At 67.5% G+C, this 15,950-nt stretch carries 15 protein-coding genes and 1 pseudogene; 8 read left to right on the top strand and 8 right to left on the bottom strand.

Annotated features, from left to right (window positions below):
- The coding region (locus tag A5707_RS14845; RefSeq protein WP_065015238.1) for a L,D-transpeptidase family protein at positions 1–644 on the bottom strand (644 nt) is incomplete at its 3' end.
- 235 nt (positions 645–879) lie between these two features.
- Between A5707_RS14845 and A5707_RS14850 the strand changes: the two genes are divergently transcribed.
- The 3 genes from A5707_RS14850 to A5707_RS14860 are packed head-to-tail and all read left to right on the top strand — an operon-like array spanning position 880 to position 4,771.
- On the top strand, positions 880–3,222 hold the full coding sequence (locus A5707_RS14850) for an ATP-binding cassette domain-containing protein (RefSeq protein WP_065015239.1): 2,343 nt from the start codon (positions 880–882) through the stop codon (positions 3,220–3,222).
- Positions 3,223–3,254: 32 nt separating this feature from the next.
- Entirely contained in the window at positions 3,255–3,899 is a 645-nt protein-coding gene (locus tag A5707_RS14855; protein ID WP_065015227.1) for a hypothetical protein, read from the top strand.
- The gene (locus A5707_RS14860; protein WP_232000727.1) at positions 3,896–4,771 is read left to right on the top strand and encodes a hypothetical protein; all 876 of its coding nucleotides are present in this window, start codon (positions 3,896–3,898) and stop codon (positions 4,769–4,771) included. Before A5707_RS14855 ends, A5707_RS14860 begins: the two co-directional genes overlap by 4 nt.
- Here A5707_RS14860 and A5707_RS14865 read toward each other — a convergent pair.
- On the bottom strand, positions 4,768–5,409 hold the full coding sequence (locus tag A5707_RS14865) for a phosphatase PAP2 family protein (protein WP_065015228.1): 642 nt from the start codon (positions 5,407–5,409) through the stop codon (positions 4,768–4,770). The genes A5707_RS14860 and A5707_RS14865 overlap by 4 nt on opposite strands.
- Positions 5,410–5,418: 9 nt before the next feature.
- Here A5707_RS14865 and A5707_RS14870 point away from each other — a divergent pair, with 9 nt between their 5' ends.
- From A5707_RS14870 to stf0, 4 genes are read left to right on the top strand one after another with little or no spacing between them, the layout of a single operon-like run.
- Positions 5,419–5,901: a hypothetical protein gene (locus A5707_RS14870; protein WP_065015229.1), complete on the top strand. Its 483-nt coding sequence runs from the start codon at positions 5,419–5,421 to the stop codon at positions 5,899–5,901.
- Between the two features lie 49 nt (positions 5,902–5,950).
- Entirely contained in the window at positions 5,951–6,643 is a 693-nt protein-coding gene (gene bluB / locus A5707_RS14875) for a 5,6-dimethylbenzimidazole synthase (RefSeq protein WP_065015230.1), read from the top strand.
- Positions 6,644–6,648: 5 nt separating this feature from the next.
- A complete protein-coding gene (locus tag A5707_RS14880) occupies positions 6,649–8,040 on the top strand; it encodes a sulfatase (protein WP_232000729.1) in 1,392 nt (463 codons plus the stop codon).
- A 4-nt stretch (positions 8,041–8,044) separates the two neighbouring features.
- Positions 8,045–8,845, top strand: coding sequence for a trehalose 2-sulfotransferase (stf0, locus tag A5707_RS14885; RefSeq protein ID WP_065015232.1), 801 nt, complete (start codon positions 8,045–8,047; stop codon positions 8,843–8,845).
- Between the two features lie 90 nt (positions 8,846–8,935).
- Here stf0 and A5707_RS14890 read toward each other — a convergent pair whose 3' ends face one another.
- Positions 8,936–9,706, bottom strand: coding sequence for a trans-aconitate 2-methyltransferase (locus A5707_RS14890; RefSeq protein WP_065015233.1), 771 nt, complete (start codon positions 9,704–9,706; stop codon positions 8,936–8,938).
- Positions 9,707–9,888: 182 nt separating this feature from the next.
- On the opposite strand from A5707_RS14890, the gene A5707_RS14895 reads away from it, so the two are divergent.
- Positions 9,889–11,085: an alpha/beta hydrolase family protein gene (locus A5707_RS14895; protein ID WP_065015234.1), complete on the top strand. Its 1,197-nt coding sequence runs from the start codon at positions 9,889–9,891 to the stop codon at positions 11,083–11,085.
- Here A5707_RS14895 and eccE read toward each other — a convergent pair.
- The 5 genes and pseudogenes from eccE to A5707_RS14920 all read right to left on the bottom strand — a co-directional run.
- Positions 11,078–12,079, bottom strand: coding sequence for a type VII secretion protein EccE (gene eccE, locus A5707_RS14900; protein WP_065015235.1), 1,002 nt, complete (start codon positions 12,077–12,079; stop codon positions 11,078–11,080). The genes A5707_RS14895 and eccE overlap by 8 nt on opposite strands.
- Positions 12,076–13,461: a type VII secretion-associated serine protease mycosin gene (gene mycP / locus A5707_RS14905; protein WP_065015236.1), complete on the bottom strand. Its 1,386-nt coding sequence runs from the start codon at positions 13,459–13,461 to the stop codon at positions 12,076–12,078. The genes eccE and mycP overlap by 4 nt, the downstream gene beginning before the upstream one ends.
- A complete protein-coding gene (eccD, locus tag A5707_RS14910) occupies positions 13,458–14,888 on the bottom strand; it encodes a type VII secretion integral membrane protein EccD (RefSeq protein WP_156657967.1) in 1,431 nt (476 codons plus the stop codon). Before eccD ends, mycP begins: the two co-directional genes overlap by 4 nt.
- 81 nt (positions 14,889–14,969) lie before the next feature.
- Positions 14,970–15,830 carry an ESX secretion-associated protein EspG gene (locus A5707_RS14915; protein ID WP_065015237.1) on the bottom strand — a complete coding sequence of 287 codons (861 nt, stop codon included), beginning with the start codon at positions 15,828–15,830 and terminating at the stop codon, positions 14,970–14,972.
- A 41-nt stretch (positions 15,831–15,871) separates the two neighbouring features.
- Positions 15,872–15,950 (bottom strand): annotated as a pseudogene (locus A5707_RS14920) (WXG100 family type VII secretion target); the annotation flags it as partial.

Below are 15,950 nucleotides of genomic sequence, written 5' to 3' on the forward strand. Positions count from 1 at the left end.
GCGATCAGCGCGCCAGGACGCAGCCAGCGGATGATCTGCACCAGCGTGTCGTCCTCGATGGCCACGCATCCCGCAGTCGGGCCGCCGTCGGTGGTATGGAAGAAGAACGCGGCGCCGTCACCGGGAATGCGCGCCTTGTTGACGCCCATCACCACCGCATGCTTGTACTGCGGGATCGGCAGGTTCTCGCTCGCCGACGTGTCGAAAGGACACTGAGCTTTCTTACACACCTGCATGGTGTTGAACGTCGGGCTCTTGTCATCGCCGTTCCACCAATGATCCGGCCCGACTTGGGTATACGGCAGTCCGCCGCCGGGGTTCGGCGCAGTGCCGAAAGCGGAGTCCAGCGAATAGATCCCCATTGGCGTGGCGGGATAGCCACTCTTAGCCTTGGGCGCCAGGCCCGCCGACCCGATGTGGGTTGGGATCCCGACGCCGATCGGCTGCCAGCCGGTGGCTCCGCGCTGGTAAACATCCATCTTGGCGGTCGAACCGCCCACTCCGACAACGGAAACCACTTGACTGGCATTGCCGACGGACTGCGCAAACCACGGTGTGACGACCGCGGCGCTCAGCGGCGCACCTGCCAGTGCCAGCGTGGCCGCAGCCATGGCAGCGCAAAGCAAACCCAGCAGTCGGCGCACCATTTCATGATCAACTTCACCGGAACTCGGGGTCAAGTAAAGGTTTAGCTTCAATCCGGTCACTACGCGGCTGCAAACCAATGCTCTCATCCTGACGATCGCAGCCAGCGCAGATATGATCGGCGCCGGTGTGCTTTGTCGACGACGACGAAATCGCTTGTTACCCAAATACCCTCACGGCTAACTGAGAGCGCCGATGACATTTGATGAACAAAACACAACGCCAATCGCCGTGCTGAACAAGGTCAGCGAACCACCGTTGACGGTGTCCCTCGGGACAGCGCAGTACACCTTTCCGGCCGGTTGCGACGTCGTCGTCGGCCGTGACCGCGATTGCGACATCACCCTGCATGACAGCGACTCCGCCAACCGCCGGCTGATCTCGCGCACGCATGCCATCCTGCGGTTCGCCGACACCCGGTGGATGGTCGTCGACAAAAGCCAGAACGGTGTTTACGTCGACGGTGCCCGCGTCCCGAAGCTCGCCATCCACGACGGCCAGAGCATCAGACTCGGCAGCTCACGGGGACCACAGCTGACATTCAGCGTGCCGCCACGGCTTAACCGGCCCCAGACACGACCGGGTGAGCCGGCGTTCATGGAACGTACGATGCGGCTGCTGCTGCCGCCGCGGCCGGCGGCCCTGCCGCACGGCGCAGTGACGGTCGGCCGCGCCGAAACCAATGGTGTCGTCGTCGACGACCCGTTGGTGTCCCACATACATGCGGTGCTGGTCGCCACCCCGGCTGGTGTCGAGATCCGCGACAACAACAGCAGCAATGGCACTTTCGTCAACGGCGCGTCGGTCACCCGGGCATTGCTGCACGACGGCGACATCGTCACCGTCGGAAACACCGACCTGATGGCGCGCGGCCAGAGCCTGGTGCCGCGAACCGCGCCGGCACACCACAGCGGGCTGGCCGCGCACCGGCTGGCGCTGACCATCGACGGTCACCGGCTGCTGACCGACGTGTCACTCACCGCCAAGCCCGGCACCCTCACCGCAGTGATCGGGCCGTCGGGAGCCGGAAAATCTACGCTGGTCAAGCTGATCGGCGGTACGACCCCGCCCACCGGCGGTGTCGTCACGTTCGACGGACACGACGTGCACGCCGAGTACGCGTCGATGCGCTCCCGGATAGGGCTGGTGCCGCAGGACGACGTCGTGCACCGGCAACTGACCGTCGACCAGGCCTTGGGGTATGCCGCCGAATTGCGGCTACCGCCCGACACCTCGGCCGATGACCGCCGCCAGGTGATCGATCGCGTTCTCGACGAGCTGGAGCTGACTGCACACCGAAAAACCCGGGTAGACAAGCTTTCCGGCGGTCAGCGCAAGCGCGCGTCGGTGGCCATGGAATTGTTGACCGGCCCGTCGCTGCTCATCCTCGACGAACCGACCTCAGGGCTGGACCCGGCGCTGGACCGCCAGGTGATGACGATGCTGCGCCGGCTGGCCGACGCGGGCCGGGTGGTAATCGTCGTTACGCATTCGCTGACCTACGTCGACGTGTGCGATCAGATTCTGCTGCTGGCTCCCGGCGGCAAGACGGCGTTCGCCGGACCGCCCGCCGCAGTCGGGCCGACGATGGGCACCACGCAGTGGGCCGACATCTTCGCTCAGGTCAGCATGGATCCGGACGGCGCTCATCAGGCATTTCTGTTGCGGCATCCGCCGGCCCCGGCTCGGTCACCGACGGCGGGCGCCGAACCGCTGGCCGCGGCGCCACGCACCAGGCGCTGGCATCAGGTATTCACGCTGGCGCGCCGCCAAACCCGGCTCGTCGCCGCCGATCGGGGCTACTTCGCGTTCCTGGCGCTGCTGCCGTTCGTGCTGGGTGCGCTGTCGCTGGCCGTTCCCGGCGACTCTGGGTTCGGTTATGCCGACCCGCGCGGGGCAGCCTCCGACGAGCCCAACTCGATCCTGATTCTGCTGAACCTCGCCGCGGTGTTCATGGGCACGGCGCTGACGATCCGCGATTTGGTCGGTGAACGCTTGATCTTTCGCCGCGAACGCGCCGTGGGTCTTTCGGCGACGGCGTATCTGACGGCCAAAGTAGCGGTCTTCAGCATCGCGGCACTGATCCAGACGGCCATCGTCATCGCGATTGTGATCGCCGGCAAAGGGCTGCCGACCCGCGGAGCAGTCGTGTTGGGCCACGGCGCCGTTGCGGCTGCCGCGGAACTGTATGTGACGCTGGCGATCACCGCGATCGTCTCCGCGATGGTCGGGTTGGCCCTGTCCTCGCTGGCCCGTTCCAGCGAGCAGATATTGCCGATGCTGGTGGTGACGATCATGGCGTCGATGGTGTTGGCCGGCGGTTTGATCCAGGTGACCGGCCGCATCGGCCTCGACCAGCTCTCGTGGCTATTGCCGGCGCGATGGGGTTTCGCGGCGTCCGCGTCGACCGTCGACCTGCGCGCTGTCGAACCGCTCTCCCCCGCCGACCGGCTCTGGTCACATTCGTCGCACTACTGGACGCTCGACATGGTCATGCTGGTGGTGCTCGGCACCGTCGCCACCAGCCTGGTTCGGTTTCAGCTGCGACTGGGCGGCCCGGGTGGGAACACTGAATAGCGAATACTGCTGCGCGGTCCTACCATCGGCCGATGCCGGACTATCCGCCGGGACGGTATTCCCACGTGCTGGTCGGCCATGTGTGGCCGTCGGGTTCCAACCTTGCCACGGTCGGCAAGGCGTCGACAGATTTCGGTAATACCGCAACCGCCTACCAAGCGCTGCAGGATCAGTTGCGGCAGGCCCGCTTTGGGCCACTGGCCGGGCAGGCCGGAGTGACCGCCGACGATGTCCGCGATGCGTTCCAGCGGGGCGAGTCCCACGCCGGCACTGTCGCCGAGAAGAACGCGGCCAAACTAGCGGCGTTCACCTCGGTTCGCGATGCGCTCAGCGAGCTGCGGTCGGCGCTCACCAGCATCGCCGAAGACGGCGAGACCCAAATCGCGCAGGTTCAGCGCGGCGACGGATCCGCCGCGACAAAGCTGGACAACATCGGCGAAGTCGTGCTGGCTTGCCAGGCCCGCGCCAACGCCAAAGCCGCGGCGTGTGGCGAGGGCATACTCAGCGCCGTCCAACGGGTCCTCGACGCCGAGGGCATCGGCAAGTCGGCTCGTCAGTTCGCCGCAGAACACGGCATCGACACCGGGCGGATGTTCGCTCACCCCAACCTGGCCAGCGCCCGAGCGCAGGCCGCCGCAATAGTCTACGAAGACAAGGCGTTTGACGCGACGCGATGAGCGGCGAGTTGCAGGCGGTACCGGCGGATTATGCCGCCGCGGCTGCGGCGAACATACCGCCGCCGCCGATCATGGCGACCGAAGTTCCGCGCCCCGGCTCGATCGTCGACAATCTGCTGGCAACGTTGGGTGCCGCGGCCAACATCGGTGTCCCGGCCGACAACGCCGAAGCTCAAACCGGACAAGCCGAACGCGCCCTCAAAGCCGCGGACGCGGAGGCGAAGTTCCCTGCCAACGAAGAAGATTCGGCCGCACAACTCAGGGGGCTGACGCAGCTGGCATCGGGTGTCGCGGCAGCCGTCGCCGGTGCTCTCGGCGGGGCGTTGCAGCCGCTGAGTCAGGCCTCGCAGCAGGCGGCTCAAGCCGGCCAGCAGGCGCTGCAACTGGGCATGGGCGGGCTGCAAGAGGCAGACACCGACGTGTTGCCCGACGAGACGCTGGGCGGTGACGCGGACGGATTCTTCGACGGCAGTGGCGGCACCGGCACCGACGGCAGTGGCGGCGGTGGCTTCGAGGGCACCACACCGGCGGCGGTGCTCGGACCCCCGCCGGCGCCGTCCGCGGCGACGACACCCGCGTCGTCACCGACCATGCCGACGAGACCGGGCGCCCCGGAAACGGCGGCTGCGCCGCGGGCCGGGATGGGGGCGATGCCGATGGTGCCGCCGGGCGCCGTGCCTGCAACGAGCAGATCGGCCAGCGATCCCAAAGTCGACGCCAAGCGCGTCGTCGTCCCGTCGGTGCGCAACGGCGCCCCGGTGCAGGGCCGAATCACCGCGGCCGCGCCGGAGGTGACAAAACGACTGGCGGGCAAGCCGGTTACCACCCGGCGGGTCGTCGTTGCGGACGCAGCCTCCGATGATGCGGGCTAGCGCCGCAGCAGCCAGGCGCAGGCCAGGAAGTACAGGTAGCCCAGCGCCCAGCCGGCCAGCACGTCGGACAGGTGGTGCACGTTCAGCGCGACCCGGCCGAACCCGACCGCCAGCACCACCACTGCCCCGGCCGCGCCGGCGGCGACCGCCAGCGGCCGGCTCAGCATCGGCCACACCACGGTCAGCAATGCCAACACGCCGACCAGCACGCCGAGGGCATGGCCGGACGGAAAGGACGACGACGATTCGGTGACCAGCGCCGTCGCCGGTCGCGGCCGATCAGCCAGCCCCTTGGCCGCCTGGATGAGCAATCCGCTGAGCTCGACAGTGACGAACAGAAAAGCCGCCGTCCGCAGGCTGCGCCTGACCAATGCGATCACCGCGGCGACCGCGGCCAGCACCCGAAACACCGCCGGGCCCAACACGGTGCACAGCACCTGCCAAAACCGCACCCACTCCGGGTGTTGGACCCCGACGTCGTACAGCGTGCTCAGCGACGCCGCATCGGGGGAATCCAGCCACCCCCACGCCTGCTGATGCCCCAGCCACATCAGCGCGTACACCCCCACGGCGGCCACTGCGGCAGCCGACGGCCGGACCGATACCACGGCTACACCGATACCACGGGCCGCCGTCATACTGGGCTCATGTCGGTCTTTGTCCGCAGACTGTTCGGCATCGGCAAGTTGCCGGCCGATCTGCGCGCGGAGGTCGAAGCGGAGGGCGTCATCTACCTCGCCGACTACGTCGCGGTCACCCGGCGGTTCAGCGGCGCCATCCCCGGCCTGCGCTCGGCGCACAGTGTCGCCAGTTACGTGGGCTCGCTGGCGCTGACCTCGGAGCGAGTGCTGGCCACCTTGTCGTCGCTGCCCAAGCTTGCTGGTCCCACCGTGGACGCCCGCTGGGACGCGCCGCAAACCGGTGCCGCCACGGCCCAGATCGGGTCGACCGGTGTGCAGGTCGAGCTGGACCTTCCCCGCGTCGATCCCACGTTCAACGGTCACCTCTCGCTGCATTACAAGGCGGCGATCCCCGGCGACGTGCTCACCGGGTTGCCGCGCCGGTCGCTGTCCTTCGACATGCCGCCGGAATACGTTTTCCGCGCGGTGGGCGTGACCTACCGGCCGTAGTTGCGGAGCGCCTCATCGGGTGTGCTCACCGGGTTCCTACGATGGCCGTGTGAACGATCACGCGTTCAGTCCGGAGGAACGGCAAGCCGTCTACCGCGTGATCGCCGAGCGACGAGACATGCGCCGGTTTGTGCCGGGCAGCGCTGTTCCCGAAGATGTGCTGGCCCGCTTGCTGCAGGCCGCGCACACGGCGCCCAGTGTCGGACTGATGCAGCCCTGGCGTTTCATCCGTATCACCGATGACTCACTGCGACGGCAGATCCACGCGCTGGTCGACGACGAGCGCCTGCTCACTGCTCAAGCATTGGGCCGGCGAGCTCAGGAATTTCTCGCATTGAAGGTCGAAGGCATCCTGGACTGCGCGGAATTGCTGGTCGTGGCGCTGGGCGACGGCAGGGACGACCACGTCTTCGGCCGGCGCACGCTGCCGCAGATGGATTTGGCGTCGGTCTCGTGCGCAATCCAAAACCTTTGGCTGGCAGCACGTTCCGAAGGCCTGGGCATGGGCTGGGTGTCGCTGTTCGATCCGCGACGGCTGGCGGCTCTGCTGGCCATGCCCGCCGACGCGGAGCCGGTGGCAATACTGTGCCTCGGCCCGGTGCCCGACTTTCCGGATCGCCCCTCACTGGAATTGGACCACTGGGCATATGCGCGGCCGTTGGCCGATTTCGTGGCGGAGAACACCTGGGGCACACCGGTGCCGATAACGTCTCCGAGTGAATCAGACGACCTGGGAAGGTGACGGCGATCAGCGACAGCGAGGAAACAGAGCAACAACCCGACAACGTCTTGATCGTGCACTGGCACGACTTGGGACGCTACCTCGGCATCTACGGCCACGCCGATGTGTCGAGCCCGCGACTGGACCAGTTGGCCGGCGAGGGCATCCTGTTCACCCGAGCGCATGCCACCGCGCCGCTGTGCTCGCCGTCACGCGGGTCGCTGTTCACCGGGCGCTACCCGCAGAGCAACGGGCTGGTCGGGCTGGCTCATCACGGCTGGGAATACCGCTCGGACGTGCGTACGCTGCCGCGGATTTTGTCTGAGGCAGGTTGGCATTCGGCGCTTTTCGGGATGCAGCACGAGACGTCGTATCCGTCGCAGCTGGGCTTCGACGAATTCGACGTGTCGAATTCCTACTGCGAGTATGTGGTCGAGCGCGCCCAGCAGTGGTTGCACGCCTACGACTCCAAACGGCCGTTTTTGTTGACGGCGGGATTCTTCGAGACGCACCGGCCCTATCCGCGGGACCGTTACCAGCCGGCCGACGCGGCCGCTGTCGCGCTGCCGGGCTACTTGCCCGACACCCGCGAGGTCCGCGAGGATCTGGCCGACTTCTACGGGTCGATCGCCGCCGCCGACGCCGCCGTCGGCCGGTTGCTGGACACGTTGGCCGACACCGGGCTCGACGCCACGACGTGGGTGGTGTTCTTCACCGATCACGGAGCGGCATTCCCCCGCGAGAAATCCACGTTGTACGAGGCCGGTACCGGCATCGCGATGATCATCCGACCGCCCACCCGAATGACCGCCAGCCCCAAGGTCTACGACGAACTATTCAGCGGTGTGGACCTGGTGCCGACGCTGCTCGACGTGCTCGGTGTCGACCAGCCGGCCGGCGTCGAGGGCATCTCCCATGCCGAGGCGCTGCTTGCGGCCAACACCGATACCCCGGTGCGCGAGCACGTCTTCACCGCCAAGACGTATCACGACTCGTTCGACCCGATCCGGGCCATCCGCACCAAGGAATACAGCTACATCGAGAACTACGCGCCGCGCCCGCTGCTGGATCTGCCCTGGGACATCGAGGAAAGCCCGTCGGGTCACGCCGTCGGGCCATTGGTCACCGGACCGCGTCCCGAACGCGAGCTGTACGACCTGCGCGCTGATCCCACCGAGACCAATAACCTGTTGGCCGGCGACGACACCGGCCAGGCCGACGCGATCGCCGGGAATCTGGCTGAGCTACTCAACGAGTGGCGCGTACAGACCGGCGACGTCATACCGTCGGATTTCGCCGGCAGCCGCATCGCGGCTCGCTATACCGAAACTTATCTGCAGATCCACGCCCCCAAGGTGCCGACCAGCCGGTCGGCGATCGCCGTCGATCGCGGCATCGAGGACGAAGTCAGGCGCTAATCTGATGCCCACCCCGACGTCGTATCTGGTGCTCGCCTCGCAACGCAGCGGCAGCACGCTGCTGGTGGAATCGCTGCGCGCGACCGGGTGCGCCGGCGAGCCGCAGGAGTTCTTTCAGTACTTGCCCACCACCGGCATGGCGCCCCAGCCGCGGGAATGGTTCGCCGACGTAGAGGACGAGTCAATCCTGCGACTGCTCGACCCGCTGGATCCCGGGACACCGGACACCGCGACGCCGGTGGCCTGGCGGGAGCACATCCGCAGCTCGGGCCGCACCCCCAACGGCGTGTGGGGCGGCAAGCTGATGTGGAACCAGACGCCGCTGCTTGCGCAGTGGGCGTCGGGGCTGCCGGACCGCTCCGGGGTGAGTCTGCGGGCCGCGATCCGTGACGTGATCGGCAGCGAACCGGTCTACGTGCACGTCTACCGGCCCGATGTGGTCTCGCAGGCGGTGTCGTTCTGGCGGGCGGTGCAGACCAGGGTGTGGCGAGGCCGGCCCGATCCGGAACGCGATTCGCAGGCCGTGTACCACGCGGGCGCGATCGCCCACATCGTCACCACGCTGCGGGATCAGGAGAACGGCTGGCGCAGTTGGTTTGCCGAGGAGAACATCGATCCGATCGACGTCGCCTACCCGGTGCTGTGGCGCAACCTGACCAACATCGTCGCGACCGTGCTGGAGGCAGTTGGGCAGGATCCTCGGCTGGCGCCCGCGCCGGCATTGGAACGCCAGGCCGATCAGCGCTCCGACGAGTGGGTGGACCGCTATCGGACAGAAGCCGAGCAGCTCGGCCTGCCGCATTGACTGTGAATCCTTCGCGTTGAGTGTGAAATCAGGGCGGCCTGAAGGCGACAAACCCGCCATACGTTCACACTGAACGCCAACGATTCACACTCACGACGCGCCGACTTGCGCGACGACGAAGATCCGCCGGAACGGGAAGAACGTCGTCCCGTCGGGCCGGGTCGGATAGGCATCGGCGAGCAGCGGGATGAGCTCGGAGCGGAACTGCTGCCAGTCGGCGTCGTTGAGCCGTTCGCGCACCGCCAGCAGCACGGTGCCGCTGATCCAGTCCAGCACCGGATGCTCGCCACGCAGTTGGTGCAGGTAGGTCGTTTCCCAGGCGTCGACGGTGCATCCGGCGTCGATCAGCTGCTCGGCATAATGCGCCGGGGTGTCGACCACACCGCCCACCCGAAACGGTATGTCGCTCAGTGCCTTTGCGAAGGATTCGCGACGGGCCACCGCCCGCACCGCCGCATGCGAGGGTGTGTCGAAGGCACCCGGCACCTGAACTCCGATCCACGCCCCCGCGGGCAGCTCACCGGCCCACCGCACCATCAGCTCGGCGTGCTCAGGCACCCAGTGCACAGCGGCGTTGGACAGCACCACGTCGGTGTCGGGCCGCGGTGCCCAGGTCCTCAGGTCGCCGACGGTGGCGTCGACACCGCGTTCGCGGGCGGCGGCGACCATCTCCGGCGAGCTGTCCAGCGCCTCGATCGCCGCATCGGGCCAGCGCCGTGCCAACTGCACGGTGAGGTTGCCCGGGCCGCAGCCCAGATCGACCACCCGTCGCGGCTGCTCGGCGCCCACCCGAGACAGCAGATCGTAGAACGGGCGGGCACGCTGATCGGCGAACGCCAGGTAGACATCTGGATCCCACATACGTCCTCCGATCAGCAGTCCGCGAGCCGACTGATATAGACAACCTATTACTGGTGACGAATCGAGGGTGGACGATGGCCGACGAAGACGAGGCCGCACGCGTCGGGCCGGTTACCCCAGGTGTTCTATCAGAACGCGGCTACACTGTTCTCGCCGCCCGATACCGGAGAGGCCAACCGACAATGACGTCCGACGCCACCCCCGTCGACCCGCCGATTCCCGTTCCCGACGTACCCGGCGCAGATACGAGCGCCGACGGGCTGCCTGATCGGTCGGCGCTGCCGCCGCGGCAACGGATGATCGTCGAGGCGTCCGCGGTCAGCGATGTCGGGCTGCGTACCGCGGTCGCCACCATGCTCGGTGCCGCGATGCTACCGCCGGTCCTTGGTACTGCGGTGCGCCGCAGCGAATCTCACCGCGAGCGGGACAATCTGGGCTTTTACGCCGAACTCGCCGCCGAGCCTGATCCGACGAGGTCGTTTCCGGCGCCGACGGCGTCGCCTCGCGTGTCCTCGCGGCCCGCCAGTCCGCTGGCGGAGTGGCTCGCGCACGGCCACGTCGAAAACATCGCGTTCGCCAGTAGTTTCGAAGCCGTCAACCCGGCGATGCGGCAGCAGTGGCGGACCTTGCACCGCAACAACGTTGTCCGAGCCCAGCATTGGCGACATGACGATGGTCCGCGTCCGACGCTGTGTGTGATTCACGGTTTTCTCGGTTCGTCCTATCTGCTGAACGGCCGGTTCTTTTCGCTGCCCTGGTACTACAAGTCCGGCTATGACGTTGTGCTTTACACCTTGCCGTTTCACGGACGACGGGCCGAAAAGTATTCACCGTTCAGCGGATACGGCTACTTTGCCCGCGGGCTGACCGGATTTGCCGAAGCAACCGCCCAAGCCGTCCACGACTTCCGTTCGCTGCTGGATTATCTGCGATCCACCGGTGTCGAACGGATCGCGCTCACCGGGATATCGTTGGGCGGCTACACCTCGGCGTTAATCGCCTCGGTCGACGACCGACTTGAAGCCGTCATCCCCAACTGCCCGGTGGTCACCCCGATCGCAGCGTTCGATGACTGGTTTCCCGCCAGCCTGCTGGTGGCGCTGGGGATGCGGATGAGTGACATCAGCCGCGACGAGTTGGCCGCCGCACTGTCCTACCATTCGCCGTTGAGCTACCGACCGCTGGTGGCAAAAGACCGCCGGCTGATCATCACCGGCCTCGGCGATCGGTTCGCACCCCCGGGCCAGGCCGAAATGCTATGGCAGCACTGGGATCACTGCGCACTGCATTGGTTTCCCGGCAGCCACCTCATGCATATCAGCCAACTCGACTACCTGCGTCGGATGACGCAGTTCCTGCAGGGGTTCATGTTCAGCTGACCGCGGCGTGGCGCGCCTTCGACTGCCGTTGGGCGGCGCTCGGCCAGCGCAACCGCGCGAGTAGGTCGGGGGACAGCTCGGTGTGGCCGTCGAGTCGCTGCACAGACGACGGGTGCAGCGCCGCAAGCGCAGGACGCTGGTTACCGGCTTGCGGAGTCAGCCCCGCCAACGGTCCTGCCCGCCCCGGCCGGCCATCGGTGCGGAACGCGCATGCCACCGCCAGCGTGCGACCGCCCGGACCACCGGCGATCTCCAGCGCGGTCCACGTTTCACGCGCTGGATACGACCGGATCACCGCGAGCGTGTCGGGCAACTCCGCATCGGCCTTGACCCGATATGCGGCAACGTATTCGGTAGGACCGACCCGGATTCCGCGCCAGGTTTCACGAGCCGGCCGAGCGAACAACTCCGGAACGTCATCGGGGTCCACGGTGCTCGCCGCCCAACCGGCCTCGCGGAGATGGTCGGCGAGTCGGCGCACGGCCACCTCCGCCGTCTCGTGCAACGGGATCTTCGACGAGCGGGCCTGCAGCGCCGAAAGATTGTCGGCGGCCGACAAGGTCAGCCCGATCCAGGTGTCCCGCTGCGGCGCTGCGCTATCGGATGCGGTGTCGCGGCTGGTGACACGGACCGCGTCGGCCCGGATGCCGTAGCAATCCAGGTATCGGGCGATCAGTGGCAACGGCAGCAGATCGGGGTCGGTGTCCGACGCGGCGATGCGCAGCAGCGCGGTAGCCCGCACGTCGGTAGCCGATCCGCGGCCACGGCCCCAACCGCGGTTGCGGCGCAACACCGCCACCCGGCGGCGCAGCATTGTCGTCGCGAACAAACCGCGCCACCAAGCCAATAGGGCGATCACCACCGCGACGGCAATGCCGAGCACCCAGCGCTCGCGTGGCGACTGCCACGGATAGGCCATGGCCGCAGACATTATGGCCAATACGACCAGCACGATCCGTCCAGTCGGTAGCGATCCAACAGCTGATTGCCTCACGAGGTGGATTCCTTTCGTCGGCGCGCGGCGATCGCGGCGACGACCACGACAACCAGGATGAGAGCGGCTGATCCGGCGAACGCGACGATCTGCGGCGTGCGGTCCTTCGGGGCAGGTTCGGGGGGCGCCGCCAGTTGTTTCACCGGCGCCGCATCATGCTCGACGGTAGCGGGCAGCTCCCAGGTCAGGGCTGCCACCGGGTCGAGGGTGCCGGCGCCGACGACGTTGGACGGCGCGCGGGCGCCGTTGTGTGCGGTCGCGGTGATCCGGTGCACCACCTGGTCGGCCGTCAGCTCCGGATACTTACTGCGCACCAGCGCAGCCACTCCGGACACATAACCGGCCGCATAGCCGGTGCCGTGCAGCGCCAGCAGTTGCTGGCGATCATTGGGCAGTCCGTTGGCCAGGCCACCGTCGTCGCGGTTGCTCACCGACACGATGTTCTGTCCGGGGGCGGCGATCCCTACCCACGGACCGGCCATGGTGAACTTGGACGGCTGGCCCTCCGGTGACAGCGAGCCCACCGAAAGCACATACGGCTGCCACCACGACGGGATGGACACCGAGCTGACACCCGCCCAGTTTCGGGCGTCGTCGGGACGGCTCATGTCGGTCAGCGGGTTGGATTCGCACGCGGATCCACCGGCCATCGAACCGGTCGAGCCGCTGTCGCCGGCGGCCGCGACGATGACGGCGTCCTTGTCGACCGCGGCGTACCGGATCGCCGCACCGAGCGCCGACTGGTCGACGCCGCGGTCGGCGGGTAGGCAGGTGATCGAAGAGATCGTGATCACCCGAGCACCCAGGTCAGCTGCGTGCACGATCGCCCGCCCGAGTGCCGTCACGTCGAAAGACGCCCGCGCCAATGTCGGGTCGCCGCCGGGCATTCGAGGCGAAAACTTCACCGAGGCGGTGCGCAATGACAACAACCGGGCGCCGGGAGCGACTCCGGCGAAGCCGTCGTCGCCGGGTTGGCCGGCGACGATCCCGGCGACCAGGGTTCCATGCCCGTCGCAGTCGGTGAGGCCGTCGGTCGCCTCGATGTAGTCGCCGCCGGGTTCGACGCTGGCCAGCCTCGGGCCCGGCTGCACGCCGGTGTCCAGGACAGCCACCAACTGGCCGTCACCGCGGGAAATCCGCCATGCCTCAGGAAGATTCATCGCGAGTTGGTTCGGGCTGGCCACGCCGAGATCGCTGCCGGGGATGATGCCCGAGACGCTGCATTCGCCGCGCTGTTCCATCGGCTGCACCGGCCCCGGTGCACCGCTCGGCGGCTCGGCGCCGGGATCGACCGTCGGCGGGCTGATCGCCACCGCCGACGGGCAGACCCACACCCCGGCGGCCAAGACCGCTGCGAGACAGGAGAAACCGGCACGGATCATCGATTGAGTACCCAGCTGAAGATCCCGACTAGGTAGGCCATCACAGGAATCAGTGAGGCGTCGATGCCGGAGGCGACGAAGCCCAGCAGTCGGCGCAGCGGCAGTGAGTAGCTATCCGGTGAGGCAATCGGCGGGTTCAGTGCAACCACCACCCAGGCCAATACCAGCGCCGCCAGCACCGAGATCGCGCACAGCGCGGCGAGATACCGTCCGGTAGCGGTGTAGAGCACCAGCAGCACCACCGACACTAGATATGGCTGAGCCAGCAGCCACGCCTTGCAGGCGGCGGAATCCCACACCCGGGCCCGAAGGGCCGCGGCCGCCGCGGTTGCCGCGACCACATACCAGCCCCAACCGGCCAATGTTTCGGGTCGTAGCGCGATGGCCACCGAACCGAGGACGCTGAGCAGCACGGCGGCGGCGATGAACCCGGTTTGATGCGCGTCGCTGATCCGCACCCGCCGCGGCAGATCCTGCAACACCCGCAACGATGGCGCGGACGGAGTGGGGTCTCCGGGGGCGGGGATCACCGGCAACGGGAACCGTGCCCACAGCGCCGACAGTTGTGCGGCTTCGATGGTCACCAGCAGTGCCAGCACGATCAGACCGCAACCGATGCTGAGCACGGGTAGCTGCCAAAGGATTTCCGCCAGCGCGGCCAGCAACACGCCGACACCGAGAACGGCGGTGGCGGTGAAGAATCCGGTGGCGCGGCCGTGGTCGCGGCGTGGAACGACGATGCTGAGCAGTGACCATGCTGCGACGCCGGCGGCGCCCAGCATCAGCTGCGCGGGTCCGAAGTCGCCGGGCACCGCCAGGATCAAGGCCCCGGCGATCGGCACCAGCGCGGCAATCGACACGGCGGTGGCCACGCGCGGTGCCCGGATCGCCAGGCCGGCCAGCGCAGTGAGCACGGCAATCACGGCGACGGCGATCAACCCTGCTGCTGCGCCGGTGACCAGCCGGTGTGTGACTGCCAAACCCGTTGCAGCGACCACTAAGCCGAGCACCGCGGCCAGCGCACCGCGCTGGATGTGGCTGATCCCCCACGGCTTCAATCGGGATGCCGAAAAGATCACCGCGGCGTCGGCGATGTCCTCGACGATGCCGGGGGCAGCTGGTCCGGCCGGCACCGGCTGCAGCGCGAGCAGGTCACCGTCGACGACGCCGACGGTGTCCAGGCTGGCATCCAGGCTGAACGGTGCACCACCGATCGGCGCAAGGCTAAGCCGGGCGGGCGTTACCGGACCGGTGTCTTCGACGGTGTCAGCTGCCTCGGCGCCGTCGCTACCGGCACTGGGAACCACCAGTCGTTGGACCGCGGGCAGGATCTCGCGCAGCGGCAGCTCGGCGGGCAAGGCCATTTCCGTCAACCGGCTGTCGGCGAGGATGGCGACCCGGACGATCGGCATCACGGCGCTGGACATCAGCGGATCCTCAGACGTTGGGGGAACATTGCTTCTCTTTCTCTTCATAGAACAGCGGTTGTGCTGTTCTGGTAGGTCTCGTCAGCTGGATTGGGTCTGAAAGTCTCGGGACAGTCGCTGTCCGGGGAACCACTGACCGTCGGGCAGCGTCGCGGTCAGTTGGTCGATCGCGACGGCGATCGAAAACGGTGTGCCGGGGCTGAATGTCGAGACCCATTCACCGTCGAATGCGCGGGACGGGCTGACCAGCACCCGCCCCGCGGTGGTGTCGACGATGCTCATCCCGACTTCGGTGGTGGCGTGCTGTCCGTCGTGGCGGCACCCGGCGACGATCTCGACGTAGCTGCGCGGACCGGTGAACACCGACTCCACCACCGGTCGGGCCGATTCTGGAATCCCAAGGAAATCAAGCACTTCGGCGAGCGGCGCCCCGGCACGCAGCCGCTCGTCGGCCCGAGCGCCAACCCGGGCGGGCATGCTGAACTCGTCGAACCGCGCCGGCTGCCGGTGCGCCAGCCCAACGCCCAGCACCGGCACAAGGGCCCGCGCATCGTTGATGTCCATCGATGTGAAGGTGACCAGCTGCGCATTGCGCAGCGCGACAACAGTTTTGTCGCCGCGCCGCGCGACGATACCGCGCAGGAGGTCGCTTGCTCCGCCGGATTGGTCGGGTCCTACGTAGCGCAGATCCAGCCATCGGTCCGGAAAGCACACCACCGCCACCCAGTCGGCAACCGCAGGGTTGATCGTGCCGTCGTCGGACATCAGACCCATCCGGGTCAATTCGGCAGTCTGCCGAGCGAGGAACGCGCCTCGCTCCCCGGCGTCGGTGTAGGGCGTGGTGATCGCCAATACCCACGGCAGACTTCCCGCGCCGCTGATGTCGGCGATGAACCACGCCTGATCGACGGTCAGTTCGACGGCGTTAGGCCCGTTGCCCATTTATCCCACGGACCGACTGAGCTCGGTTACCGGCCGACTGATTAGCCGCCCCATTTGGCGGCTTCGGCTTGGTCGCGGGCCAGCATGGCCATGGTGTTGGCCTCATGGGTGCCCGCCATG

Origin of the sequence: Mycobacterium kyorinense, assembly GCF_001672775.1 — a bacterium.
In the GTDB taxonomy this organism is placed as follows: Bacteria; Actinomycetota; Actinomycetes; order Mycobacteriales; family Mycobacteriaceae; genus Mycobacterium; species Mycobacterium kyorinense_A.

Excerpts from the sequence above, each read along its gene's own strand:
- A5707_RS14915 (WP_065015237.1), bottom strand. The coding sequence starts at position 15,830 with ATGGGCAACGGGCCTAACGCCGTCGAACTGACCGTCGATCAGGCGTGG.
- A5707_RS14855 (WP_065015227.1), top strand. The coding sequence starts at position 3,255 with ATGCCGGACTATCCGCCGGGACGGTATTCCCACGTGCTGGTCGGCCAT.
- A5707_RS14890 (WP_065015233.1), bottom strand. The coding sequence starts at position 9,706 with ATGTGGGATCCAGATGTCTACCTGGCGTTCGCCGATCAGCGTGCCCGC.
- A5707_RS14870 (WP_065015229.1), top strand. The coding sequence starts at position 5,419 with ATGTCGGTCTTTGTCCGCAGACTGTTCGGCATCGGCAAGTTGCCGGCC.
- A5707_RS14865 (WP_065015228.1), bottom strand. The coding sequence starts at position 5,409 with ATGACGGCGGCCCGTGGTATCGGTGTAGCCGTGGTATCGGTCCGGCCG.
- eccD (WP_156657967.1), bottom strand. The coding sequence starts at position 14,888 with ATGTCCAGCGCCGTGATGCCGATCGTCCGGGTCGCCATCCTCGCCGAC.
- mycP (WP_065015236.1), bottom strand. The coding sequence starts at position 13,461 with ATGATCCGTGCCGGTTTCTCCTGTCTCGCAGCGGTCTTGGCCGCCGGG.
- A5707_RS14860 (WP_232000727.1), top strand. The coding sequence starts at position 3,896 with ATGAGCGGCGAGTTGCAGGCGGTACCGGCGGATTATGCCGCCGCGGCT.
- A5707_RS14895 (WP_065015234.1), top strand. The coding sequence starts at position 9,889 with ATGACGTCCGACGCCACCCCCGTCGACCCGCCGATTCCCGTTCCCGAC.
- stf0 (WP_065015232.1), top strand. The coding sequence starts at position 8,045 with ATGCCCACCCCGACGTCGTATCTGGTGCTCGCCTCGCAACGCAGCGGC.